The sequence below is a fragment of the Nocardia sp. BMG51109 genome (assembly GCF_000526215.1).
Classification (GTDB): Bacteria; Actinomycetota; Actinomycetes; order Mycobacteriales; family Mycobacteriaceae; genus Nocardia.
This window is the reverse complement of the sequence record NZ_JAFQ01000004.1, coordinates 6,032,532-6,055,814: the sequence shown is the minus strand read 5'-3', so window position 1 is coordinate 6,055,814 and position 23,283 is coordinate 6,032,532. Positions and strand designations below refer to the sequence as shown.

General features: G+C 70.4%; 24 protein-coding genes. 16 read left to right on the top strand and 8 right to left on the bottom strand.

Annotation, left to right across the window (positions count from 1 at the left end; all coding sequences use genetic code 11):
* Positions 1–17: 17 nt before the first annotated feature.
* Genes D892_RS0128820 through D892_RS47100 form a run of 3 tightly spaced genes read left to right on the top strand, consistent with a single transcriptional unit; the run spans position 18 to position 2,789 of the window.
* Positions 18–1,211, top strand: a complete 1,194-nt coding sequence (locus D892_RS0128820) for an amidohydrolase family protein (protein ID WP_024804563.1) — start codon at positions 18–20, stop codon at positions 1,209–1,211.
* Positions 1,208–2,635, top strand: a complete 1,428-nt coding sequence (locus D892_RS0128815; RefSeq protein WP_024804562.1) for a FadD3 family acyl-CoA ligase — start codon at positions 1,208–1,210, stop codon at positions 2,633–2,635. The genes D892_RS0128820 and D892_RS0128815 overlap by 4 nt, the downstream gene beginning before the upstream one ends.
* Positions 2,636–2,645: 10 nt before the next feature.
* A complete protein-coding gene (locus D892_RS47100; RefSeq protein WP_156959730.1) occupies positions 2,646–2,789 on the top strand; it encodes a hypothetical protein in 144 nt (47 codons plus the stop codon).
* Between the two features lie 5 nt (positions 2,790–2,794).
* Here D892_RS47100 and D892_RS0128805 read toward each other — a convergent pair whose 3' ends face one another.
* The 4 genes from D892_RS0128805 to D892_RS0128790 form a co-directional block, all read right to left on the bottom strand.
* The gene (locus tag D892_RS0128805; RefSeq protein WP_024804561.1) at positions 2,795–3,946 is read right to left on the bottom strand and encodes a thiolase; all 1,152 of its coding nucleotides are present in this window, start codon (positions 3,944–3,946) and stop codon (positions 2,795–2,797) included.
* A 336-nt stretch (positions 3,947–4,282) separates the two neighbouring features.
* Entirely contained in the window at positions 4,283–5,452 is a 1,170-nt protein-coding gene (locus D892_RS42335; RefSeq protein ID WP_036567551.1) for an OB-fold domain-containing protein, read from the bottom strand.
* A 29-nt stretch (positions 5,453–5,481) separates the two neighbouring features.
* Positions 5,482–6,690, bottom strand: a complete 1,209-nt coding sequence (locus tag D892_RS0128795; RefSeq protein ID WP_024804560.1) for a CaiB/BaiF CoA-transferase family protein — start codon at positions 6,688–6,690, stop codon at positions 5,482–5,484.
* Positions 6,687–8,156, bottom strand: a complete 1,470-nt coding sequence (locus tag D892_RS0128790; RefSeq protein WP_024804559.1) for an aldehyde dehydrogenase family protein — start codon at positions 8,154–8,156, stop codon at positions 6,687–6,689. The genes D892_RS0128795 and D892_RS0128790 overlap by 4 nt, the downstream gene beginning before the upstream one ends.
* A 273-nt stretch (positions 8,157–8,429) precedes the next feature.
* On the opposite strand from D892_RS0128790, the gene D892_RS0128785 reads away from it, so the two are divergent.
* From D892_RS0128785 to D892_RS0128750, 8 genes are all read left to right on the top strand, one after another.
* The gene (locus D892_RS0128785; protein WP_024804558.1) at positions 8,430–9,137 is read left to right on the top strand and encodes an SDR family NAD(P)-dependent oxidoreductase; all 708 of its coding nucleotides are present in this window, start codon (positions 8,430–8,432) and stop codon (positions 9,135–9,137) included.
* Between the two features lie 68 nt (positions 9,138–9,205).
* The gene (locus D892_RS0128780; RefSeq protein WP_024804557.1) at positions 9,206–9,400 is read left to right on the top strand and encodes a ferredoxin; all 195 of its coding nucleotides are present in this window, start codon (positions 9,206–9,208) and stop codon (positions 9,398–9,400) included.
* A 220-nt stretch (positions 9,401–9,620) separates the two neighbouring features.
* Positions 9,621–11,255 (top strand): OB-fold domain-containing protein, encoded by a 1,635-nt coding sequence (locus D892_RS0128775; protein ID WP_024804556.1) that lies wholly within the window; start codon positions 9,621–9,623, stop codon positions 11,253–11,255.
* Positions 11,256–11,292: 37 nt separating this feature from the next.
* Entirely contained in the window at positions 11,293–12,270 is a 978-nt protein-coding gene (locus D892_RS0128770; protein ID WP_036567550.1) for an alpha/beta hydrolase, read from the top strand.
* Positions 12,257–12,772, top strand: coding sequence for a DoxX family protein (locus tag D892_RS0128765; RefSeq protein ID WP_024804554.1), 516 nt, complete (start codon positions 12,257–12,259; stop codon positions 12,770–12,772). Before D892_RS0128770 ends, D892_RS0128765 begins: the two co-directional genes overlap by 14 nt.
* The gene (locus tag D892_RS0128760; protein WP_024804553.1) at positions 12,772–13,590 is read left to right on the top strand and encodes an NAD(P)-dependent oxidoreductase; all 819 of its coding nucleotides are present in this window, start codon (positions 12,772–12,774) and stop codon (positions 13,588–13,590) included. The genes D892_RS0128765 and D892_RS0128760 overlap by 1 nt, the downstream gene beginning before the upstream one ends.
* A 170-nt stretch (positions 13,591–13,760) precedes the next feature.
* A complete protein-coding gene (locus tag D892_RS0128755) occupies positions 13,761–14,570 on the top strand; it encodes an NAD(P)-dependent oxidoreductase (RefSeq protein ID WP_024804552.1) in 810 nt (269 codons plus the stop codon).
* A gap of 45 nt (positions 14,571–14,615) precedes the next feature.
* Positions 14,616–14,852, top strand: coding sequence for a hypothetical protein (locus D892_RS0128750; RefSeq protein WP_156959729.1), 237 nt, complete (start codon positions 14,616–14,618; stop codon positions 14,850–14,852).
* Positions 14,853–14,909: 57 nt separating this feature from the next.
* Here D892_RS0128750 and D892_RS0128745 read toward each other — a convergent pair whose 3' ends face one another.
* Together D892_RS0128745 and D892_RS0128740 are read right to left on the bottom strand one after the other, a co-directional pair.
* The gene (locus D892_RS0128745) at positions 14,910–15,098 is read right to left on the bottom strand and encodes a ferredoxin (RefSeq protein ID WP_024804550.1); all 189 of its coding nucleotides are present in this window, start codon (positions 15,096–15,098) and stop codon (positions 14,910–14,912) included.
* The gene (locus D892_RS0128740) at positions 15,095–16,390 is read right to left on the bottom strand and encodes a cytochrome P450 (protein ID WP_024804549.1); all 1,296 of its coding nucleotides are present in this window, start codon (positions 16,388–16,390) and stop codon (positions 15,095–15,097) included. Before D892_RS0128740 ends, D892_RS0128745 begins: the two co-directional genes overlap by 4 nt.
* A gap of 163 nt (positions 16,391–16,553) precedes the next feature.
* On the opposite strand from D892_RS0128740, the gene D892_RS0128735 reads away from it, so the two are divergent.
* The 5 genes from D892_RS0128735 (at position 16,554) to D892_RS0128715 (ending at position 21,896) form a co-directional block, all read left to right on the top strand.
* Positions 16,554–17,693: an acyl-CoA dehydrogenase family protein gene (locus tag D892_RS0128735; protein ID WP_024804548.1), complete on the top strand. Its 1,140-nt coding sequence runs from the start codon at positions 16,554–16,556 to the stop codon at positions 17,691–17,693.
* A 67-nt stretch (positions 17,694–17,760) separates the two neighbouring features.
* Complete coding sequence (locus D892_RS0128730) at positions 17,761–19,011, top strand: acyl-CoA dehydrogenase family protein (protein WP_024804547.1); 1,251 nt, start codon at positions 17,761–17,763, stop codon at positions 19,009–19,011.
* A complete protein-coding gene (locus tag D892_RS0128725) occupies positions 19,008–19,958 on the top strand; it encodes an LLM class F420-dependent oxidoreductase (protein WP_232236195.1) in 951 nt (316 codons plus the stop codon). The genes D892_RS0128730 and D892_RS0128725 overlap by 4 nt, the downstream gene beginning before the upstream one ends.
* Positions 19,955–20,800 carry an SDR family NAD(P)-dependent oxidoreductase gene (locus tag D892_RS0128720; protein ID WP_024804545.1) on the top strand — a complete coding sequence of 282 codons (846 nt, stop codon included), beginning with the start codon at positions 19,955–19,957 and terminating at the stop codon, positions 20,798–20,800. Before D892_RS0128725 ends, D892_RS0128720 begins: the two co-directional genes overlap by 4 nt.
* Positions 20,801–20,825: 25 nt before the next feature.
* On the top strand, positions 20,826–21,896 hold the full coding sequence (locus tag D892_RS0128715) for a phosphotransferase (RefSeq protein WP_024804544.1): 1,071 nt from the start codon (positions 20,826–20,828) through the stop codon (positions 21,894–21,896).
* Positions 21,897–21,971: 75 nt separating this feature from the next.
* On the opposite strand, the gene D892_RS47970 is transcribed toward D892_RS0128715, so the two are convergent.
* Together D892_RS47970 and D892_RS0128705 are read right to left on the bottom strand one after the other, a co-directional pair.
* Entirely contained in the window at positions 21,972–22,181 is a 210-nt protein-coding gene (locus tag D892_RS47970; RefSeq protein WP_198037009.1) for a hypothetical protein, read from the bottom strand.
* A gap of 315 nt (positions 22,182–22,496) precedes the next feature.
* On the bottom strand, positions 22,497–22,913 hold the full coding sequence (locus tag D892_RS0128705) for a pyridoxamine 5'-phosphate oxidase family protein (RefSeq protein ID WP_024804542.1): 417 nt from the start codon (positions 22,911–22,913) through the stop codon (positions 22,497–22,499).
* Positions 22,914–23,283 lie beyond the last annotated feature (370 nt).

Genomic DNA, 23,283 nt, shown 5'->3' with positions numbered 1-23,283 from the left:
TAGATAAGGAGGGTTCCATGACCAAGCTCGAGCTGCCCTACCAGCTCTTCGATGCCGACAATCACCTCTACGAGACCAAAGACGCCCTCACCCGGTACCTGCCCAAGCAGTACGAGGGCGCCATCAAGTACGTAGAGGTCAACGGCCGCACGAAGATCGCGGTGCTCGGCCAGATCAGCGAGTACATCCCCAACCCCACCTTCGATGTCGTGGCCCGGCCCGGTGCCATGGAGGATTACTTCAAGAACGGCAATCCCGAGGGCAAGAGCAAGCGGGAGATCTTCGGCAAGCCGATGTCGGCGATTCCGGCCTTCCGCGATCCGGTGGAACGCCTGAAGGTCATGGACGAGCTGCAGCTGGAACGCGCGCTGATGTTCCCCACCCTGGCCAGCCTGGTCGAGGAGCGCATGCGGCATCACCCGGATCTGATCCACGCGGTGATCCACTCGCTGAACCGGTGGATGCTCGACGACTGGGGCCAGGACGGCAATTTCGTGCACTCCGGCCGGATCTTCACCATCCCCGTGGTCACCCTGCCGTTCGTCGACAAGGCGATCGAGGAACTGGACTGGGTCGTCGAGCACGGCGCCAAGGCCATCCTGGTGCGCCCGGCTCCCGTGCCCGGCCTGCGGGGTATGCGGTCGTATGCACTGCCGGAGTTCGACCCCTTCTGGAAGCGGGTCGTCGAGCACGACGTCCTGGTCACCATGCACTCCTCCGACAGCGGCTACTCGCGATTCGATGCCGAGTGGGACGGCGCCAACGCGGAGATGCTGCCGTTCAAGACCAACGCCTTCCAGATGGTCAACCAGTGGCGGCCGGTCGCCGACGCGGTCGCGTCCTGGGTGTGCCACGGTGCGCTGTACCGCTTCCCGGAACTGAAGATCGCCGTCATCGAGAACGGCAGCGCCTGGCTCGAGCCGCTGCTGCAGCAGTTGAAGGACGTCTACAAGAAGGCGCCGGAGGGCTTCGGCTTCCAGGACCCGATCGAGGCGCTCAAGCAGAGCCTCTACGTCAGCCCGTTCTGGGAGGAGGACCTGGACCGGCTGTCGAGCATCATCGGCGCCGATCACGTCCTGTTCGGCTCCGACTGGCCACACCCGGAGGGCCTGGCCGAGCCGGCTCGCTACATCCACGAGATCAAGGACATGCCGCAGGACGATCAGGCCAAGATCATGGGCGGCAACCTGGCCCGGTTGCTGAAAGTATGACCTGGCAGACCATCCCGGAGATGGTCCTGTCCACGGCCGACCGCTTCGGCGATGCCGAGGCCGTCGTCGACGGCGAACTCCGGTTGACCTACATCGAGCTGGTCGACCGGATACGCCGTGCGGCCGGAGCCTTCGCCGACGCCGGGGTCGGCGCGGGTGACCGGGTCGCGATCTGGGCGCCCAACTCGGCGGAGTGGATCGTCGCGGCCTTCGGCCTGCTCACCGCGGGCGGGGTGCTGGTGCCGGTGAACACCCGCCTGAAACCCGGCGAGGCCGGGGACATCATCCGCCGCAGCGGCGCCAAGAAGGTCCTGGTCCAGCAGGGCTTCCTCGGCAACGACTACGCCGCGGCCGCCGGCGTGCCGACGATCGACCTGAAGGGCGAGTTCCTCGGCAGCGGAAGGCCGTTCGAGCGGAATGTGGCCGGCACCGATATCGCGGACGTGGTGTACACCTCCGGGACCACCGGGCGCCCCAAGGGCGTCATGATGAACCACCTGCAGACACTGCGGCTGTATGCCGAGTGGTGCGATCTCGCGGATCTGCGGGAGGGCGATCGCTACCTGATCGTCAATCCGTTCTTCCACACCTTCGGCTACAAGGCCGGGCTGGTCTCGTCGTTCATTCGCGGCGCGACGATCCTCCCGGTACCCGTATTCGATGTGGACCGGGTACTGGAACTTGTTTCCCGCGAACGCATCACGATGCTGCCCGGCCCGCCCACGCTCTACCATTCGCTGCTGGCGGCGGCGGGCGACCACGACCTGTCGTCGCTGCGGGCCGCGGTCACGGGAGCGGCCGACATCCCGGTCGAACTCATTCGCCGTGTGCACGAGGAGCTTCCGTTCCAGTCGATCATGACCGGCTACGGGCTCACCGAGGCCGGCACCGCCACCGCGTCCCGCCGCGGCGACACCTTCGAGCAGATCGCCACCACCGCCGGGCAGGCGTGCGACGGCGTCGAGGTGAGCATCGCCGACGACGGCGAGGTGCTGGTGCGCGGCTACAGCGTCATGCAGGGCTACCTCGACGATCCGAAGGCCACCGCCGAGGCGATCGACGCCGAAGGGTGGCTGCACACAGGGGATTTGGGCACCCTCGACCCCGACGGCCGGTTGCGCATCACCGGCCGCAAGAAGGACATGTTCATCGTCGGGGGCTTCAACGCCTATCCCGCCGAGATCGAAGGGTTCCTGCTGGAGCATCCGAAGGTGTTGCAGGCGGCCGTGATAGGCGTCCCCGACGAACGGCTCGGCCAGGTCGGCCGCGCCTACGTCGTGCCCCGGGAACCGCTCACCGAGGACGAGCTGATCGCCTGGAGCCGGGAACGCATGGCCGGCTTCAAGGTTCCCCGCTCGGTCCGCTTCCTCGACGAGCTCCCCCTCAACGCCACCGGCAAGGTGATGAAGGACCAGCTGCGATAGTTCGAGGCGGATGCCGGTCGGCAACCCACGGCCCCCGGTATCCGCCGACAACACCTTCGTCCTCGGCTACGACCACCTGTTCGAGCGGGCCCGGCCGGTGCTGCCCGCGGCCGCCGGCGCGCCCCGTGACAGGGTCGCACCCCCGGCACCGTGACAGGGTCACACCCCCAGGATCGTCACCGCCGACACCGCCGTCGGGCCACCGAGGTTGTGCGCCAGGCCGATTCGGGCGCCGTCCACCTGATTGACCGCGCTGCCGCGCAGTTGCTCGAACAGTTCCACGCACTGGGCCACGCCGGTCGCGCCCGGAGGATGCCCCTTCGACTTCAGGCCGCCGCTCGGGTTCACCGGCAGGGCGCCGCCGAGGGTGGTGACGCCCGCTTCCACCAGCTTGTGCGCCTCGAAGCGGTCCGCGAAGCCGAGGTCCTCGTAGCTCATCAGCTCGATGCCGGTGAAGAAGTCGTGTACCTCGGCGACGTCGATATCGGCGGGGCTCAGGCCCGCCATCGCGTAGGCCGCGCGGGCCGCCCGGGCCGTCGCCGGGAACGAGGTCATGTCGCGCTGGTACTGGTGGGTCACCGAGTCCAGGCCCAGGCCGACGCCGCGCACCCATACCGGGCGATCGGTGTAGCGGTCCACGACGTCCTCGGCGGCCAGCACGAGGGCGGCGGCGCCGTCGCTCTGCGGGACGCAGTCGTAGACGCCGAGCGGGTCGGTCACGATCGGGGCCTGCAGCGCCTGTTCCAGGCTGATCTCGAAACGCAGGCGCGCCTTCGGATTTCGCGCACCGTGCCGGTGGTTCTTCACCGCCACCATGGCCAGGTGCTCGCGGGTCGCCGGCGACTCGTACAGGTAGCGGCTGACGTGCAGGGCGAAGGCGGCCGGGCCGAACAGGCCGAGCTGATAGTCCCATGCCTGGTCGCGCGTCAGCGAACCCCACTCGCCGAGCAGGTCCTTCTGCGCCGTCTCGCGCAGTTTGTCCGCGCCGATCACCAGCGCCACGTCGACGGCGCCGGACGCGATGGCGAACAGCGCGTTGCGAACCGCGTCATTGCCTGTGGCACAGGAGTTCTCGATATGCGTCGTGGGGAGATCGGGCAGGTTCAGCGCATCGCCGAGCACGCCCGACGGCGGGCCGTCGGTGGTGCCCATGGCACCGAACCAGGCGGCCTGCAGATCCGCCGTGCGCAGCCCCTTGTCGACCGAGGCCGCGCACTCGGCGAACGCCATCGGCAGCAGATCCTTGATCCCCAGGGCGAAATGTTCGGCGAACGGTGTCATTCCCGCGCCGACGACAGCAACCTTACGCATGTCGGCTCCTTTGTCCCGCAACGATTCCCATGCCGCTCACGCTGTATCCACCGACGGCACGAGCGGGGCCCTCCGTGGTCACGCTCCGCTGCCGCCTCCGGGCCTGACCGCTCATGCTGTATCCACCGACGGCACGAGCGGGGCCCTCCGTGGTCACGCTCCGCTGCCGCCTCCGGGCCTGACCGCTCATGCTGTATCCACCGACGGCACGAGCGGGGCCCTCCGTGGTCACGCTCCGCTGCCGCCTCCGGGCCTGACCGCTCATGCTGTATCCACCGACGGCACGAGCGGGGCCCTCCGTGGTTACGCTCCGCTGCCGCCTCCGGGCCTGACCGCTCATGCCGCCTCCGGCTCGAAGGCGTACCCGTAGTCCGGCACCCCCGAACGCACCGCGACCCGGCGCAGCACCATGCGGCCGCGGTCGCCGATGTCGACGGTGCCGGGGTCCGCGCCGGTCACCTTCGCCAGGGCGCGCACGCCGACGTCGTCGAGGTCGACGATCACCAGCGAGTACGGGCTGCGCGAGCCGGGCACGGGGATTCGCACCGTCGTCTCGGAGTAGACGGTTCCGGTGCGGGGCAACGGGACCAGCGTGTAGTCGGTGTCCAGGGCGCCGTCGGGGCCCACGCGGTAGCGCGGCGGGAAGTCCAGTTCCGCGCTGCCCTCGTGGCGGCCGGCCTCCCAGCGCACCTTGGCCTCGAACGCCCGCTCGTAGGCGGCCAGCGAGATCGGCAGGTCGCCGCCGGGCAGGTACTCCCCCTCGGGCAGCGACCGGGCGGGCGGTTCGGTGCGCCGCACCGCGGTCGGGCCGGGCACCACCGTCACCCCGGACAGATTCGCCTGCTCGACCCCGACCAGCAGCCCGGCGGCGTCGTGCTCGGCCATCCACGCCAGCCCGAACAACCCGGAACTCGCACCGGCGGTGGACAATCGGGGCGGATCCAGGCACAGCGCCGACGCCTGCTTGTGCTCGACACCGGCCACCGCCACGGGCGTATCCAGCCACGCCGCCGACAGCGACGCCACCAGGCCCCGCTCGTGCAGCAGCCGCGGATCGCCGTAGTCGTGCACGGTGCCGACCGCGTTGCGCGTCCGCGCCGGGAGGCTGCGCGCCACCCGGGAGGCGATGCGCACCTGCAACCCGTCGCGTTCGGACACACACGCCGCGGCCGCGCCGGCCGGCTCGGTGTCGACGCCGATGACCAGGGTGCGGGGCCGGGCCGAACTCAGCGCGTCGAGCGCCGCCGGCGCACCGCCGAGCCGCTCGATCACCTCCAGCTCCGGATCCAGCCCCAGACCGGCCAGCAGCACCGCGGCATTACTGCCGTCCACCAGCGGCAGATCGCGGCTGACCAGCACCACCCGTTCCACCGGCGAGCCGCCGGCCAGGGCGGCCCGCCCCGCCTCCACGGCGAGCGTCACGGCGTCCTCGTCGTCGCCGAGGACTCGGCTGTGCGGGCCGCCCCAGCAGGGCAGATACGTCCCCATCGACGCGACGTACGGCATGGTCAGCCCCTTTCTGCGTGCTCCGGGCTCTAGGAGACCGCGCCGGCGGTCTTGAGCGCAATGATGCGGTCCCAGTCCAGCCCGAGCTCGAGCAGGACCTCCTCGGTCTGCGCGGCGAACTCCGGTCCGGGCCGCAGTTCCGGCGCGCCGACGTCGAACTGCACCGGACTGGAGACCAGCTCCAGTTCGCCCGCGCGCAACAGGTATTCGTTCGCCCGGATCTGGGCGTCGGCGAGCAACTGCTGCGAGTCCTGCACCGGCGCCCACGGCCCGGCGAGGGTCGCGAAGCGTTCGGTCCATTCGGCCAGTGTGCGCTTCTTGATCACCTCGCGCAGGACGGCCACCGCCTCGGCGGTGTTCTCGGCGATCTTCGCGGCGTCGGCGAAGCGCGGATCGTCGGCCAGCTCCGGCCGATCGATGTGGCGGCACACGTCGGCCCAGAACTTGGCCGGCTGCAACATCACGAACGACAGGTAGCGATCGTCGGCGGTGGCGTACAGCCCCGACAGCGGATTGGTCGGCGCCCCATGGGCTCCCGGCACCGGCGCCGTCATCGGCATGCCCTGCTGGGCCGACAGCGCGACCGAGTGCCCGATCGACCACACGCCGCTGCCCAGCAGCGAGACGTCCACGATCGACGGCTCCCCGGTCCGCTCCCGCTTCACCAGCGCGGCCGCGATGCCGCCGGCCAGGTTGGTGCCGGAGATGGTGTCGCCGAAGGCCGGTCCGGGCGGCGAGATCATGCCCTCGGTGCCGGGCGGGGTGACGGTGCCCGCGACGCCGCCGCGGCACCAGAACGCGGTCATGTCGTAGCCGCCCCGGTCCGCCTCGACGCCGCGCGGGCCCAGCGCACTGCCGCGCGCATACACGATGGCCGGGTTCACCGCGCGGATGTCGTCCACGTCGATGCCGAACTTGGTGCGCGCCTGCGGCAGGAAGCTGGTGAGGAACACGTCCGCGCGGCGGGCCAGGTCGTAGATCACCTCGCGGCCCTCGGCGACCGACATGTCGACGCCGATGCTGCGCTTGCCCCGATTGGCATGCTCCACATTGGGATTCGGGTCGCCCTCGACCGAGAACGCGCCCACCCGGCGCAGCCCGCGCTGCGGGTCGCCGGTCACGGCGTGCTCGACCTTCACGACATCCGCGCCCCAGTCCGACAGCACCGCGCCCGCCGACGGGACGAACCCGTACATCGCGACCTCGAGCACCCGGATGCCCTCCAGTGGCTTGCTCACGACAGCACCTCCGCCAAGGTCTTGTTCTCCAGGAACTCCTCCAGGCCCTGCCGGCCCATCTCGCGGCCGATCCCCGACTGCTTGTAGCCGCCGAAGGGCGCGTCGGGGTGGAAGTAGTTGCCGCCGTTGATGCTCATCGTGCCGGTGCGGATGCGCCGCGCGACCGCCTTCGCGCGGTCGGCGTCGGCGCTGTTCACCGCGCCGGACAGCCCGTAGATGGAGTTGTTCGCGATGCGGACCGCCTCCTCGTCGCCGCCCGAGTACGGGATCAGCGCCAGCACCGGGCCGAACACCTCCTCCTGCGCGATCTCGCTGTCCGGATCGACGTTCGACAGCAGGGTGGGCTTGTAGAAGTAGCCGGGGTCGACCTTCTCGCCGCCGGTCACGAGGGTCGCGCCGGCGGCGATCGCGCGCTGCACCATGCCGTCGACCTTGTCGCGCTGGCGCTCGCTGATCAGCGGGCCCATATAGGTTTTCGGGTCGTTCGGGTCGCCGTAGCTGATGTTGCCCATCATGCCGGCGATCAGCTCGGCCACCTTGTCGTGGTCCTGGCGCGGGACCAGCACGCGGGTGGTCAGCGCGCAGCCCTGGCCGGCGTGGCTGGCGATGCTGAACGCCGCGAACACCGCGGCCATGTTGTAGTCGGCGTCGTCGAGCAGGATCTGCGCCGACTTGCCGCCCAGCTCCAGGAAGACCTTCTTGAGCGTCGAGCTGGCGGCGGCCATGATCTGGCGGCCCACCGGCGTCGACCCGGTGAAGGTGACCACGTCGACGTCGGGGTGGGTGGTCATCCGCTTGCCGACCTCGACGTCCGAGGAGGCGAGCACGTTCACCACGCCCGCGGGGATGTCGGTGTGGTTGGCGATGATCTCGCCCAGGGCCAGGGTGGCCAGCGGCGTGTCCGGCGCGCCCTTGAGCACGACCGTGCACCCGGCGGCCAGCGACGGCGCCAGCTTGGCCATCGCCAGCTGATGCGGATAGTTGTAGGCGGCGATGGCCGAGACCACGCCCGCCGACTCCTTCTCCGTCCAGCGGCGGTGCTGCTGGCCGCGGATCTCGACATTGCCCAGATCCTCGGACCACGGGTAGTTCTCGATCAGCCCGGCGTAGTAGCGCACGATCTCGAACGGCGTCTCGAGCTGGTTGCCGGCGGTCGACATGCGCGTCGCGCCGACCTCCGCGATGGTCAGCTCGCGCAGTTCCTCGACGTTATCGCGCAGGGCCTGGTACAGCTGGTTCAGGCAGCGCGCCCGGAACTCGTGGTTGGTCGGCCAGTCGGTGGTGTCGAACGCGCGCCGGGCCGCGGCGACGGCGGCGTCCACCTCGGCCACCCCCGCCTCCGGCGCGTGCGCGTACACCTCACCGGTGGAGGGGTCGAGCGAGGCGAGCGTGCGCCCGGTCTCGACCAGCTGCCCGTCGATCAGCAGCCGCCGGGCCACCGCGACCGCCTGTTCCTGCGTTGACATTCCGTCTCCTCGCGGATCGTGGAAACTTCATTCTCGATATCAGAGAATGTAACATTCGTAGACGTAGACCGGAGCAACTCTTTTCACAATCGCTGCGACAACCCGGCTTTCCGGCCCGCCGGCCGTCCGTCCACCACCGTTCGGGTGGACCGGGAACCCTTGCGGACGCGATCATGACGAGAGTACGGTTCTCATACTTGAAAGGGATATTCTTGTGCTGGGTATAACACGGACACCGGCGAGCATCGAGAGCACCGGAGAGGGGCGCACAGCGTGAAGACGGCAGTGGTCACCGGCGGCGCCTCCGGCATCGGTCTCGGCATCGCCCAGCGGTTGCGCAGCGACGGCCTGAGTGTCGCGACACTGGATCTCAACCCGCCCGACGACGACGAATTCGCCTACCAGGCCGACGTTACCGACCCCGAGGCGCTCGCCGCGGCGCTCACCGCCGTGCGCGAACGGCTGGGCCCGGTGACCGTCCTGGTGAACTCGGCGGGCCTGGACGGATTCAAGCGCTTCCAGAACATCTCGTTCGCCGAATGGCAGAAGGTCATCGAGGTCAACCTGCACGGCGTCTTCCACTGCGTACAGGCGGTGCTGCCCGACATGCTGGCCGCCGGCTGGGGGCGCATCGTCAACATCTCCTCGTCGAGCACGCATTCGGGCCAGCCGTTCATGACGCACTACGTGTCGGCGAAATCGGCGGTCAACGGGCTCACCAAGGCGCTGGCGCTGGAGCTCGGCCCGTCCGGCATCACGGTCAACGCGGTGCCGCCCGGCTTCATCGACACCCCGATGCTGCGCCGGTCCGAGGAGGCGCGCCTGCTCGGTGGATCCGTCGAGGACCACATTCAGCGCACCCCGGTCCGCCGGGTGGGCAGGCCCGAGGACATCGCCGCGGCCTGTTCGTTCCTCATCTCCGAGGAGGCCGGCTACATCACCGGGCAGATCCTCGGCGTCAACGGCGGCCGCAACACCTGAGCCCGCCCTTGCGGCGACGGAACAGCCCCCGCCGTCGTACGGTTTTCAGATCCGAGAGGAAGTACACCGTGAAGGTCCACGTCGATCAGGAACGCTGCCAAGGACACACGCTGTGCGCGATGATCGCCCCGAAGTCGTTCGAGCTCAGCGAGATCGACGGCCACTCGTCGCCGGTCGAGGAGACGGTGCCCGTCGACCAGGAGGAGCAGGTGCGCGAGGCGGTGCACTCCTGCCCCGAGCGCGCCATCTCGATCACCGAGTAGGGCGAGCCGCCGCGGCAGCGAAACCCGTTGCCGCCGACCATCGACGGCCGCCGGATCCGGGCGGCCGTCCGTGACAGCACGAGGAGGCGCCGTGGCAGAGCGGACACCGGCAGCACAGGGCGCGGAGCGGACACCGGCAGCGCAGGGCGCGGAGCGGACACCGGCAGCGCAGGGCGCGGAGCGGACACCGGCAGCGCAGGGCGGAGCATCGGGACGGCCGCTGCCGCTGCTGACCCCCGACGTCGCGTTCTTCTGGACCTCGGGCGCCGACGGCACGCTGCGCATCACCGAATGCCGGTCGTGCGCCGCGCTGATCCACCCGCCGCAGCCCGTCTGCCGGTACTGCCGCGGCCACGACCTCGGGGTGCGCGCGGTCTCCGGCGTGGCGGTGCTGTCGAGCTTCACGGTGAACCACCGGTTCGCGGTGCCCGGGCTGTCGCCGCCCTACGTGATCGCCCAGGTGGCGCTGGTCGAGGATCCGCGGGTCCGGTTGACCACCAACATCATCGACGCCGACCCGGACGAGCTGACCCTGGGTATGCGGCTGGAGGTGGTGTTCCGGCAGGACGGCGACGTCTGGCTGCCGCTGTTCCGGCCCGCGGCCGACCAGTCCGGGCCCGCGCCGCTGCCCGTGGACGAGATCGAGCCGGAACGCTTCGGCGACCATGTGCGCCCGATGATCCGGCAGGAGAAGTTCGAGGACAAGGTGGCGCTCACCGGAATCGGCATGTCCCGCTTGGGCCGCCGACTCATGGCGCCGCCGCTGGAGCTGACGATCGAGGCGTGCGAGCGGGCCGTCGCCGACGCCGGGCTCACCTTCGACGAGATCGACGGGCTCGCAACCTATCCCGGCGGCGGCAACCTCGGCGGCTTCGGCGAGGGCGGGATCACCGCGCTGGAGTCGGCGCTCGGCCTGCGGCCCACCTGGCACAACGGCGGCATCGAAACCTTCGGTCCGGGCGGCTCGGTGATCGCCGCGATGACGGCGGTGGCGGCCGGGCTGGCCCGGCACGTGCTGTGCTTCCGGACGGTCTGGGAGGCGACCTTCAACGAGCTGATGAAGGCCGGCACGATCACGCCGTCGGGCGGGCGCACCACCAGCTGGATGATGCCGTTCGGCGCCACCTCGGCCGCGCATACGCTGGCGCAGAACGCGCAGCGGCACTTCCAGCGCTACGGCACCACGCGCGAGACGCTCGGCTGGATCGCGCTCAACCAGCGCGCCAACGCCGAGCTGAATCCGACCGCGGTGTACCGCGATCCGATGACGATGGACGACTATCTCGGCGCCCGCCCGATCACCACCCCGTTCGGGCTCTACGACTGCGACGTGCCGTGCGACGGCTCGATCGCGGTGATCGTCTCGGCCGTGGACGCGGCCCGCGACATGCCGAACAAGCCGGTGCTGGTGGACGCCGTCGGCACCCAGATCGTCGAACGCATCGAATGGGATCAGAGCACGCTGACCCACGAACCGCAGGTGCTCGGGCCCGCCGCGCACCTGTGGACGCGCACCGGCCTGCGGCCCGAGGACGTCGATGTGGCCGAGCTCTACGACGGATTCACCTTCAACTGCCTGTCCTGGATCGAGGCGCTCGGCTTCTGCGGGATCGGCGAGGCCGGGGACTTCCTGGACGGCGGCAAGGCGATCGCCCGCGACGGCACCATTCCGCTCAACACGCACGGCGGGCAGCTCTCGCACGGCCGCACGCACGGAATGGGGCTGGTGCACGAGGCGGTGACGCAGCTGCGCGGGGCGGCCGGGGCACGGCAGGTCACCGACGCGCGAGTCGCGGTAGTGTCGAGCGGCGGGTTGACTCCCAGCGGCGTGATGCTGCTGCGTAGCGACTCGTGACGACGAACGCGGCGGGCCGGCTCGGATTGGGCGGAACATGACACTCACGGAAACCGACTTCTCCCCGGTGGACGATGCCGGACCGGTGGCCGTGGTGGCCGATGTCGACGGCATTCCGGTGTCGGGGTTGCTGGCCGAGGCGCCGTCGCCGCGGGCCGTGGTCGTCGCGTTGCACGGGGGCGCCACCACCTCCGCCTATTTCGACTGTCCCGGGCATCCGGAACTCTCGCTGTTGCGGCTCGCCCAGCGGCTCGGGTTCACCGCGCTGGCGCTGGATCGTCCCGGTTACGGGAGTTCGGGGCCGTACGCCGACCGGCTGACGCAGCCGCAGAACCGGGTGGATCTGATGTACGGGGCGGTGGCGGCCCATCTCGCCGACCGGCCGCGGGGCGCGGGCGTGTTCCTGATGGCCCATTCGGCCGGTTGCGAGCTCGCGCTGCGGATGGCCGGCGATACGCGCGGGCGCGATCTGCTCGGCCTCGAACTCGCGGGCACCGGGCGCACGCATCATCCGGTGGCACAGGAGATCCTGTCGAGGCCGCGGCCCGAGGGGCGGCGGCCCGTCGGGCTGGGTGCGCTGCTGTGGCGGCCCCACCGGTTGTATCCGCCCGAGCTCGTGGGCGGGGCATCCATCGCCGTGCCCGGCCCGCAGCTGGAGGTCACGGCCATCACCAACTGGGCCGACCGCGACCTGCCGCGCATGGCCGCCCGGGTGCGGATCCCGGTGCGCTACACCGCCGGTGACCACGAGACGGTGTGGCGCAACGAGCCGGAGGCCCTGGTCGACGTCGCCGACATGTTCACCGCGGCACCGCGAGTCGTGGTCAACGTCCAACCTGACACGGGCCACAACATCAGCCTCGGCAATACCGCGGCGGCCTACCACCTGAAGGTGCTCGCCTTCGCGGAGGAATGCATCGTGGCCGCCGCGACCGGTGAATTCTCCGGTCCCGCAAGACAATTCGACGGCGGCGCGCAGGCGCCACCAGGAGGTGAGGGCAATGGAGGTCGCTGATCTCGCGCTACTGCTGCTGCGGCTGGTGGTGGGCGGAACCATGATCGCGCACGGCGTCAACCACTGGATCGGCGGCGGCAAGATCAAGGGCACGGCCGGCTGGTTCAGCTCGCTCGGGCTGCGCAACGGCGTGCTGCAAGCGTGGCTGAGCGTGCTCACCGAGGTCGGCGCCGGGGCGCTGCTGGTGCTCGGGCTGCTCACACCGTTCGCCGCGGCGGCCGTCGTCTCGGTGATGCTGGTGGCCGCGCTGCTGGCGCACCGGCGCAACGGGTTCTTCGTCATGAAGGACGGCTGGGAGTACGTGCTCGTGCTGGCGACCGTATCGGTCGTGATGGGCCTGCTCGGGCCGGGATGGCTGTCGGTGGATCACGCCGCGGGTATCGAGATCACCGGGTGGGCCGGTGGCGGTATCGCGCTGATTCTGGGCATCGCCGCCACGGCCGGGCTGCTGGCGGTGTTCTATCGCCCGGCGCCCGCTACGCAGAAGAGTGAGGTGGCGTGATGCGCGTCGGATTCATCGGGCTCGGCAGCCAAGGCGGGCCCATGGCGCGCCGGATCGCCGAGGGCGGGTACGAGACCACGCTGTGGGCGCGGCGGGCCGCCTCGCTGGAGCCCTTCGCCGACACCCCGGCGAAGACCGCGGACTCCCCCTCGGCGCTGGCGGCGCAGTGTGACCTGGTGTGTCTGTGCGTGGTCGGCGACGCCGACGTGCGCGAGGTGCTGACCGGCGACAACGGCGTGCTGGCCGGGCTCGCACCCGGGTCGATCGTCGCCGTACATTCGACCGTGCACCCCGACACCTGCCGGGAGTTGGCGGAAGTGGCTGCCAAGCAACAGGTTTCGCTGATCGACGCGCCCGTGAGCGGGGGCGGGATGGCCGCCGAGGCGGGCCGGCTGCTGGTCATGGTCGGCGGCGACGCCGAGGCCGTCGAACGCAGCCGCCCGGTGTTCGCGACCTACGCCGACCCCATCGTGCATCTCGGCGACATCGGTTCCGGGCAGACCACGAAGCTGCTGAACAACCTGTTGTTCACCGCGAATCTGGCCACCGCCCAGAGCACCCTCGCCCTGGGCGAGGCGCTCGGCGTCAGCCCCGACCGCCTCGGCGAGGTGATCTCGAACGGCACCGCGAACAGCTTCGCCCTCGGCCGGATCACCTCCGCGGGAGGCACTCTGGACCGCCTCGCCCTGCACGCCGGTGATCTGCTCCGCAAGGACGTGGGGCTGATCGCCGACCTGGCCACCGCGGCGGACGTGCGGCCGGGCATCGTGCTCGGCGCCGCCGATGCGACTCTCGATCTGATGGGCAAGCAGCGCTGACGGGAGCGTCGGCGCCGAGAAGGCCACCGTGCCGACGGGTTTCGCGGCAGGCGACATGCCGCACGCCGTCACGGCCCTCGACCTGATGGGCAGCGTCGAGGTTCGCCGTCGCGACCCCGTCCGATCGGCGAGCCGCGCTGAAGGAGGAATCGGTGCCGAAGGAGACCGCCGTGCGGATCGGGTTCGTGGGTGCCGGGCGCATGGGCCGCCCGATGATCGAACGTCTGGTGCGGGCCGGGCACACCGTCCGGGCGGTGGGGCGGTCGGCCGAAACCCGTAGTGCCCTGGGCGAAATCGGTGCCGAACCGGTCGAGTCCGTGGGTGCGGCCGCCACGGGCGCAATGGCCTTCGTGGTCTGCGTCTTCACCGACGACCAAGTGCGCGAGATCTGTCTGGACGGCCCGCTGCTGACCGGCCTGCCGCGCGGTGCGGTACTCGTCGTGCACACCACCGGCAGCCCGGATACGACAACCGAAATCGCCGCCGCGGCACGCTCGTACGGCGTCGAGGTGGTCGACGCGCCGGTCAGCGGCGGGCCGCACAATATCGCCGCGGGCGAGCTGACCGTATTCGCCGGCGGCACCGAGGAAGCCGTCGGTCGAGCGCGAAAGGCGCTGTCCGCCTACGCCGATCCGATCCTGCACGTCGGCCCGCCGGGTTCCGGCCAGCGCGTCAAGCTCGTCAACAACGCCCTGTTCGCCGCCCAGATCGGCTTGGTCGCCGACGCGGTGCGATTCGGCACCCAACTGGGCCTGGACGAATCGGCCCTGCTCACCGCCCTCCCCCACGCCAGCAGCAGCGGCCGCGCCCTCACCAGCATCGCGAGCAAGGGCGCGGTCGATGCCTTCCGAGCCTCCGTGGGCGAATTCCTGACCAAGGACGTGACAGTGGCCCGCCGCCTGGCCACCGAACTGGATGCCGACCTCGGAATCCTGAACACCGCCATCGACGCGGGGCTACCGGAATCCGGTGGCCGGTAAGGCTTTTTTTACTTCGCTCCAACTGTTGTCCGCGATTCTCGGGGCATGATCGAACCAGCCGACAGGCCAACCACCACACGGCGCATGGTCGCCACGGTGTGCGCGGGCATCGTGGTGCTGTCCGCGCACATCGTCGCGATCCTCACCGCGCCGCAGCAGCACCATGAGCAGGAACGATGGCTGCGGTATGAGGAGTGCCTCGCCGAGCAGCAGGCGCGCACGGCGCACGAGGATGGCCTCCTCGTTCCAGAACACACCTGCCGCCTCGCCCCCGGCCGATAGCGACCGGCGTCCGGCGTCACCGGCGGGGAACTCCGGGACGTCCGGCCGGAATCTCGCTCACTCGAGGACGATGGCGCGCTCCGGGCAGTTCTGTTCCGCCTCCCGGGCCGCGGCCTCGTACTCCGGCGGGACGTCCTCCACGAGCACCTCGGCGTAGCCGTCGTCGGTCAGGTTGAAGACCTCGGGGCACAGGCCCAGGCAGACGCCGTGGCCGCGGCAGCGGTCGTCGTCGACCGTGGCTTTCATCGAGTGGCCTCCTCGACATCGAAGGTCAGGTGCAGAGAGGTCAGGCCGCGCAGGATGAACGTCGGCAGGTAGTGGAACTTGCGGGCGTCGGCGGGGCCGTGCACGCTCTCGTCGATGCGGATGTCGCTGGTGCGCGCCAGCAGCCGCTCGATGGCCACCCGGGCCTCGGCGCGGGCCAGCGGGGCACCCGGGCAGGTGTGCACGCCGCGGCCGAAGGCCAAGTGCGAGCGGGCATTCGAGCGCCCGGCCTCGAACGTGGTGGGATCCTCGAAGCGGCGCGGGTCGCGGTTCGCGGCGCCGTTGACCACCATCAGGACCGTGCCCACCGGCACCTCGGTCTCGCCGACGGTGGTCGGCACCTTCGCCAGCCGGAAATCGCCCTTCACCGGGCTCTCCATCCGCAGCGACTCCTCGATGAAGTTCTGGATCCGGCTGGGGTCCTCGCGCAGGTACCGCTGGATGTCGGGGCGCTCGGCCAGCAGCTTCAGCGCGGAGCTGAGCAGCCGGACGGTGGTCTCCTGGCCGGCGGAGAACAGGTTCGCCGCCACCCGCACCACATCGATCACCTCGGGCTGACTGCCGTCCGGGAAGGTCGCGGTGGCCATGCTCGTGAGTACGTCGTTGCCCGGGTTGGCGCGCCGGTCCTCGACGAAGGCCGAGAACTTGGCGTACAGGAACTCGATCGGGTTGTGCGACATGCCCTCCCCGTCGGTGCTGCCGACGCTGGAGCCCTCGCGGTGCGGATCACGTTGCAGCGCCTGCAGGAACTCCTCCTGGTCGGCCTCCGGCACGCCCAGCAGGTCGGCGATCACATACAGCGTGAAGGGCCCGGCGAAGTCCCGGATACAGTCGCCGCCACCGGAACCCAGGAAGTCGTCCAGCAGCCGGTCGGCGATGGACCACATCGCCTCCTCGTTCTCCTTCAGGCGCTTCGGGGTGATCAGCCGCATCAGCAGGGCGCGGTGCGCGGTGTGCACCGGCGGATCCAAGGTGGGCAGCTGGTCGCTCATCGGCAGGCTGTCGCGGTGTTCGGCGATCAGCGCATCGACGTCGGACTCCTCCGTCAGCGGCACCGGGAAACCCGGGAACGGCCCGGTCACCGAGATGCACGAGGAGAACCGCTCGACGTCGTTGTAGACCTCGAGGGCCTCGTCGTATCCGGTCACCATCATCACGTCGTGGTGTTTCTCCCGGGCCACCGGGCACTGCGCACGCAGCGAATCGAAATACGGGTAGGGATCGTCGACCAATTCCCGCCCGAGGAAGAAGTCCAGATCTTCGAAGTTTTTCACGACTCGCCGGTTCCCTTCGACACTCGGAACAGCACGGATGCCGCGGTCGGCACACCGCGCGGCCCACTCTGCCAGTTCACTTCCGAGATTGAGAATATGCCTCTCATCTGTGAGTATGAGATTTCCACATCTGTAGCTCCGCGTCAACCAGAGGACCGGCACCATGCCCCAAGACCCCACCGCGGACCAGCGGTTGTTCCAGGCGACCACCCGAGATTTCCTCACCGGCACCGTCCCGGTGCAGACCGTCCGCGCCCTCGGCGACGCGGGCACCGGATTCGACCGGCAGTGGTGGCGGCGCGCCGCAGAGCTGGGCTGGACGGCCATGCTCGTCCCCGAAAGCCTCGGCGGCGGAACGATCTCCGGCCGGCCGATGACAGAGCTCGCGCTGGTCGCCACGGAGCTGGGCCGGGCCTGCGCGCCCGGGCCGTTCGTCACCACCAATGCCGTGCTGGCGGGGCTGGTCTCCGATCCGGATCGCCGGGCCGACGTCATCACGGCGGTGCTCACCGGCGAGCGGGTCGCGACCTGGGCGGTATACGAACCCGGCCGCGGGTTCGAGGTACTGAGCGATGCCACCCCCGGCACCCGCGCCGAACCCGACGGCGACGGCTACCGGCTGACGGGCGTGAAGGATCGGGTCGAGGCCGGCGATCAGGCGGACCTGTTCCTGGTCACCGCCGCCGGCCCGGACGGCCCGGTCCAGCTGCTGGTGCCCGCCGACGCCCCGGGCGTGAGGGTGACTCCGGCATGGACCCTGGACCTGGTCCGGCGCACCGCGCAGGTGTCGTTCGACAATGTCGCCGTGCCCGCCGACGCGGTGGCACACACCGGCCCGGCGGCGGTGCAAGCCGTGCACGCACAGGCGCGCACGGCGGCCACGCTCACCGCCGCGGAGGTGGTCGGCGCGACCGATCGGGCCCTGGACGCCACATTGTCCTGGCTGTCCGACCGCTACACCTTCGGCCGCCCGCTCGCCTCCTACCAGGCGCTCAAGCACCGCATGGCGGACAACAAGACCTGGCTGGAGGCCTGCCGGGCCACCGCGACCGCGGCCGCGGCGTCCTGCGACGAGGACGCGCCGAACGCCGACGAGGACGTGAGCATCGCGAAATCCTATGTGGGCGCGAAGGCCCCGGTGATCGCCCAGGACTGCGTGCAGCTGCACGGCGGCATCGGCGTCACCTGGGAGCACGATCTGCATCTGTCCCTGCGCCGGATCACCTTGGGCCGGGCCCTGTACGGCACGCCCGAGGAACACCGCCGTCACATCACCGACCTGCTCGATGCCGCGGCCGCCTGAGCCGCACCGCACCCCCGGGGCCCGAAACCGCCGGGTCACACCGCAACACGAGGAAGGCGCCGTCGCCATGACCACCGAAGCGGAGCCCGCCACCGACCTGGAGCCCGTCGCCGAATTCCGCGAGCGCGCCCGGATCTGGCTGCGGGACAACCTGCCGCCCGCTCCCCCTCCGGAGGGCGACTCCTACAGCGAGGAGGCATGGAACCGGGCCCGCCGGCTGCAACGCATCCTGTACGACGGCGGCTTCGCCGGAATCTGCTTCCCCGTCGAATACGGCGGGCGCGGACTGACTCCCGCGCACCAGCGGGCCTTCACCGAGGAATCCGCCCCCTACGAGATGCCGGTGCTGCTGAACGTGCCGACGCTGGCCATCTGCGCGGCCAGCCTGCTCGACCTGGGCACCGAGGAGCAGAAGCGCGCGCACCTGCCGGCCGTCCTGCGCGGCGACGAGATCCTGGTGCAGTTCCTGTCCGAACCGCAGGGCGGATCGGACCTGGCCGGGCTCACCACCCGCGCCGAACGCGACGGCGACCGCTGGATTCTCAACGGCTCCAAGATCTGGAGTTCCGGCGCGTACGCCGCCGACTACGGGCTGTGCCTGGCCCGCACCAACTGGGAGGTGCCCAAGCACCGCGGGCTCACCATGTTCCTGGTGCCGGTGCACGCCGAGGGCGTGACGGTGCAGCGGATCAAGCAGGTGACCGGATCGACCGAGTTCTGCCAGGAGTTCTTCGACGACGTCGCACTGCCCGACGACGCGCTGCTCGGCGAGGTCGACGCGGGCTGGGACGCCGCCTCGCGGCTGCTCAACCACGAGCGGGCCACACTCGGCGGCATCTCGCCCTACACCAGCGGCGCGCGACCGCATCTGGGCGGCGAGGCGGACCAGCTGCTGAAGCTCGCCCGCGCCACGGGGCAGCTCGGCGATCCGCGCACCCGCGAGGACATCGGTGAGGCACATGCCATGAATGTCGTGCGCGACCAGCTCATCGACCACGTCACGGCGGCCATCGCCAGCGGCGCGCTACCCCCGTCGGCGGGCTCCATCACCCGGCTGTTCAGCGCCGAGAACGCCTGGCTGCAAACGGATATGGCGATGCGCATCGCCGGACCCTCCGGAGCCACGTACACCCCGGGTGATCCGGCCGATACCGAGAAGGTCGGCCTCGACTACCTGTTCCGGGCGGCCTGGAGCCTGGCGGGCGGCAGCACCGAGATGGCCCGCAACGTCATCAGCGAGCGCGTGCTCGGCATGCCGCGCGAGTACGCCGCCGATCGGGACGTGCCGTTCAACCAGGTCGAGAAGGGTCGCCGGTGACCGCGGCAGAACACGAGAGAGGCTCGCGGGCCGTGCGTTTCATCTTTCACTACCCCGAGCTGTCGGGCTACGAGGGCGACCTGCTCGACGCGGGCCCGCTGCCCGAGATCGCCGCGGCGGCCGAGCGGCACGGCTTCGACGCGATCTCGCTGAGCGAGCATCCCGCCCCCGGCGCCCGGTGGCTCGGCGCCGGCGGGCACCAGACCCTGGATCCGTTCGTCGCCCTCGCCTTCGCGGCGGCCGCGACCGAGCGGCTGCGGCTGCTCACCTATCTGTCGGTCGCGCCGTACCGCAACCCGATGCTGCTGGCCAAGGCGGTCGCCACCCTGGACAAGCTGTCCGGCGGGCGGGCGATCCTGGGCCTCGGCGCCGGGTACCAGAAGAGCGAATTCCATGCCCTGGGAGTCGATTTCGACGAACGCAACGCGCTGTTCGACGAGGCACTGGAGGTGCTGCCGCAGCATTGGCGCGGCGAGCCGTTCAGCTACACGGGCCGCCATTTCAGCGCCCGCGACGTGGTGGCGCGGCCGCGACCGGTGCAGCAGCCGATCCCGATCTGGATCGGCGGCAATTCCGCCCTGAGCCGCCGGCGCGTCAGCACTCGCGCGCAGGGCTGGATCCCGATGACCGGGGGTGCGGAGCTGAACGCCACGGCCCGCACGCCGGCCCTGGGCACCGTGGCCGATGTGGGCCGAGCCATCGCGAAGGTTCGCGCCGAGGCCCGGGCGGCCGGGCGCGCCGACCACATCGACCTCGTGTACTCCTATCAGGGCGAAGGCATCACCACCCCGGCCGCCGACGCCGACCGGCATCGCGCCGCGTTGACGGAGCTGACCGAGGCGGGCGTGGACTGGGTCGTGGTCTCCAACCGCGGCAGCGACCATCGGGCCACCCTGGACTTCCTCGCGGCCTTCGGCGATACCTATCTCGACCGGGCGGCGCGATGAGCTGGTTCGAACGGCGGGCCGGGCTGGACGGCACGGTCGCCGTGGTCGTCGGCGGCGCGGGCGGCCTGGGATCGGCGATCGTCGCCGATCTGGCGGCCAACGGCGTGCGAATCGCGGTGCTGGACAGGGATTCCGAGGCGGCCGGCGCGCTGCGGCAGCAGCTGGGCGAGGACGGGCTGGTGCAGGTCGGCGACGCTCGCGAGCCGGAGACTCTCGGGGCGTTCCTCGACGCGGTGGATGCGCGTTGGGGCCGGCTGGACACCCTGGTCAACGTGGTCGGCGGCACCTTCCGCGCCCCGTTCACCGAGACGAACGCGAAGGGCTGGGACGCGCTGATCCGCGCCAACCTGAGCACCGTGCTGCACGCCTGCTCCCTGGCCGTCCCCCGGATGCGAGCGGGCGGACGCGGCGGCAGCATCGTCAATATCACCACGATCGAGGCACACCGCGCCGCACCGGGATTCGCGGTGTACTCGGGCGCCAAGGCGGCGGTCGAACAGTTCGCCCGCACCCTGGCGGTGGAGGTGGCCCCGGACGCCATCCGGGTGAACAACGTTGCGCCGGACTATGTCCCGACCCCCGGCCTGGCCGGCATCCCGCACACCGACAACCCGCTGCACGATCCGGTGGGCGTGCGGGTCGCCATTCCGATGGGCCGCGTCGGCGACCCCACCGACGTCTCGAACTGCGTGGTATTCCTGGCCTCCCGGCTCTCCTCGTACCTCACCGGCACGACCCTGCACCCCGACGGCGGCACGCACGCCTCGTCGGGCTGGTTCCACTGGCCGGAGGAAGGGTGGGCGAACCACGCCCCGCTGCGCCTGCTCCACAACGGCGGATAAGTCTCCGAGGGAAGGGAATTCGCTGATGAAGCGTGCGGACCTGACGGTGCCGGCGGACTGGGACGACATCACGCCGGAGTGGATGACGGCCGCGATCGGTCACCGCCACCCCGGCGCCGAGGTCTCCGATGTCACGGTGCGCATGCGCGACGACGGAACGAACCGGCGCGCCCGCCTCGGCCTGAGCTATGCGAAAGGTTCCGGCCCCGCAACGATTTTCGCGAAGGCCACCGATCCGTCGCACAACGCGATCCACAAGCTCACCAGCGGCCTGTTCCACGAACCGCGCCTGTTCGACAGCGGCGTCGCTCTGCCGATCGAATGCCCCGCCGTCTACGCCGCGCTCATCGACACGGCGAACGAGACCTTCTGCCTGGTGATGGAGGACCTGGCCGCGCGGGGAGCCGATATGCGCGACGCCACCCGGCCGCTGTCGGTCGAGCAGGCCGCCGACGGCGTCCGCGCGCTGGCCGCCCTGCACGGCCGGTTCTGGGAAGATCGGGTGCTGCAGGACCGAAAGCTGCACTGGCTGGAGCCCTTCCGCCCCTGGCGCGGCATGCGCGCGGCGCCGGTGGAGCGGGCGTTCGCGCGGCTCGGCGACAAGGCGCCCGCGGCGGTCACGGCGCTGACCATGGACGCGCTGATCGACGACCTCTGGAAGCCCTACATCCGGACCCTCACCACCACACCGCAAACCCTCCTGCACGGCGACCCGCACATCGGCAACACCTACGTGCTCCCCGGCGACCGGGTCGGCTTCCTCGACTGGCAGGTCGTCCGCCACGGCAACTGGTCCCTCGACCTCGGCTACTTCCTGCAGGGCGCGCTGAGCATCGCCGACCGCCGCGACCACGAACTGGCGCTCCTCGCCGAATACCACGACGCCCTCGACGTCCCCATCGACGAGAAACCCGTCCTCGACGAGATCCTGCTCCGCTACCGCGCCTCGGTGGCCCACGGCCTCACCCTGTGGCTGTGCACCGCGAGCGCGGGCGAATGGCAACGCCCCGACATCGCCGTGGCCCTGGCCCACCGCTACGCAACCGCCTACGACGACCTGGACACCCCGGCCGCGCTCGCCCGCATCGCGGCATGAATCCACCGCGGCAGCCGATCCCCGGCCGGCGTCGATTCCGGCGGAGCCGCCGCGCACTGCGCTGCTCGGCCGTGCTCAGCTCGGTGACCGGCGGGAGCCGCGCCGGCCACCCTCGTCGCGGCGTACCCGGGTGAGCGTCAGCATGGCCATACCGGAATCGCGGATGAGGGTGTCGAGATCATCGAGCACGACGTCGAATTCGTCGGTGACCTCGGGCGGCATGCCGTCGACGCGGCCGCGGAACATATGCAGGCGCAGGCCGGCATCGAAGAGATGGCGGACCAACCGGTCACAGGAGTCCACGAACTGGTCGACCTCGCTCGCCGACCATCCCCCGAGCGGCCGTCTCCTCGCACCCCGGCCGGGACGGCCGGATTCACCGTAGCCTGATGTCTGCTTGTATTCGGGCATCACCGACCGCCATGCGTCGGAACATCTCTCGGCCCCGTCACCCTATTCGATCAATACTCCCGCTCAGCGACAGAAGCAGCGGAGCCACCATCGGGGTGGCACACTACCTCCTCGGCGAGCATCGAGACGAGCGTCCTCCGAAGGTCCGTCGGAGACAGACGGGCCCGGGCGGTCGCGGTGCTCGGGCGGTCATCCCGTCATTATCGTTGCCGGACCGCGATATTCGGCACCCGTGACGATCTCGGGATGGATCCGCAGAAGCCGGCCGGCGACGGCGGCAGGGTGCCAGACCTCTTGATACCACCGGAGCCGATCCGGCTCGCCGACCTCTTCGACGACTCCCTCGACGGTGACGTGCCAGCCCACGCGGGTGTCGTTATCGATGGAATCCGCTTCGTAGGCAACGACTTGGCGGTGACCGGTGAGAGTGAGCGTCGCCGGGTCGGTGTGCACGACGATCACACCGTCGTCGACGAGGTGGTCCACCGGATGCACCGCCAACAGGGCACGCCGGGAGTAGACGAGGCGCCCGAACCGGACGGTCGCCAGCCGCCGCAGGGCTTCGTCGGGCGGCAACAGATGAGATACGGACAGGCGGGATGTCATGGCAACGGCCCCCTTCTGGACCTTACGTTCCTGGATGCCACCACCATCGACCGCCGATCCGCACACACCGTAGTGCGGCGGGTACCACAGGCGACCCGACCGGGATAGCTATTCACTATCCCGGCCGCCACCACTCACCACACTGCCGGATCGTGTCACGGTGCCGACGAGGTGTGTCACATGTCCGAGTGGCACAGCGCGCGATACTCGCCGGGCGTCATTCCTGCCTGGGTCTCGGCGCCGGGTGCCGGCTCTCGGCCTGCCTCACCGGCTCCACACTGCATCCCGACGGCGGCACCCACGCGTCGTCGGGGTGGTTCCGCCAGCCCCCGGGGAGGCTGGGCGAACCACGCACTTTTGCGCCTGCTAC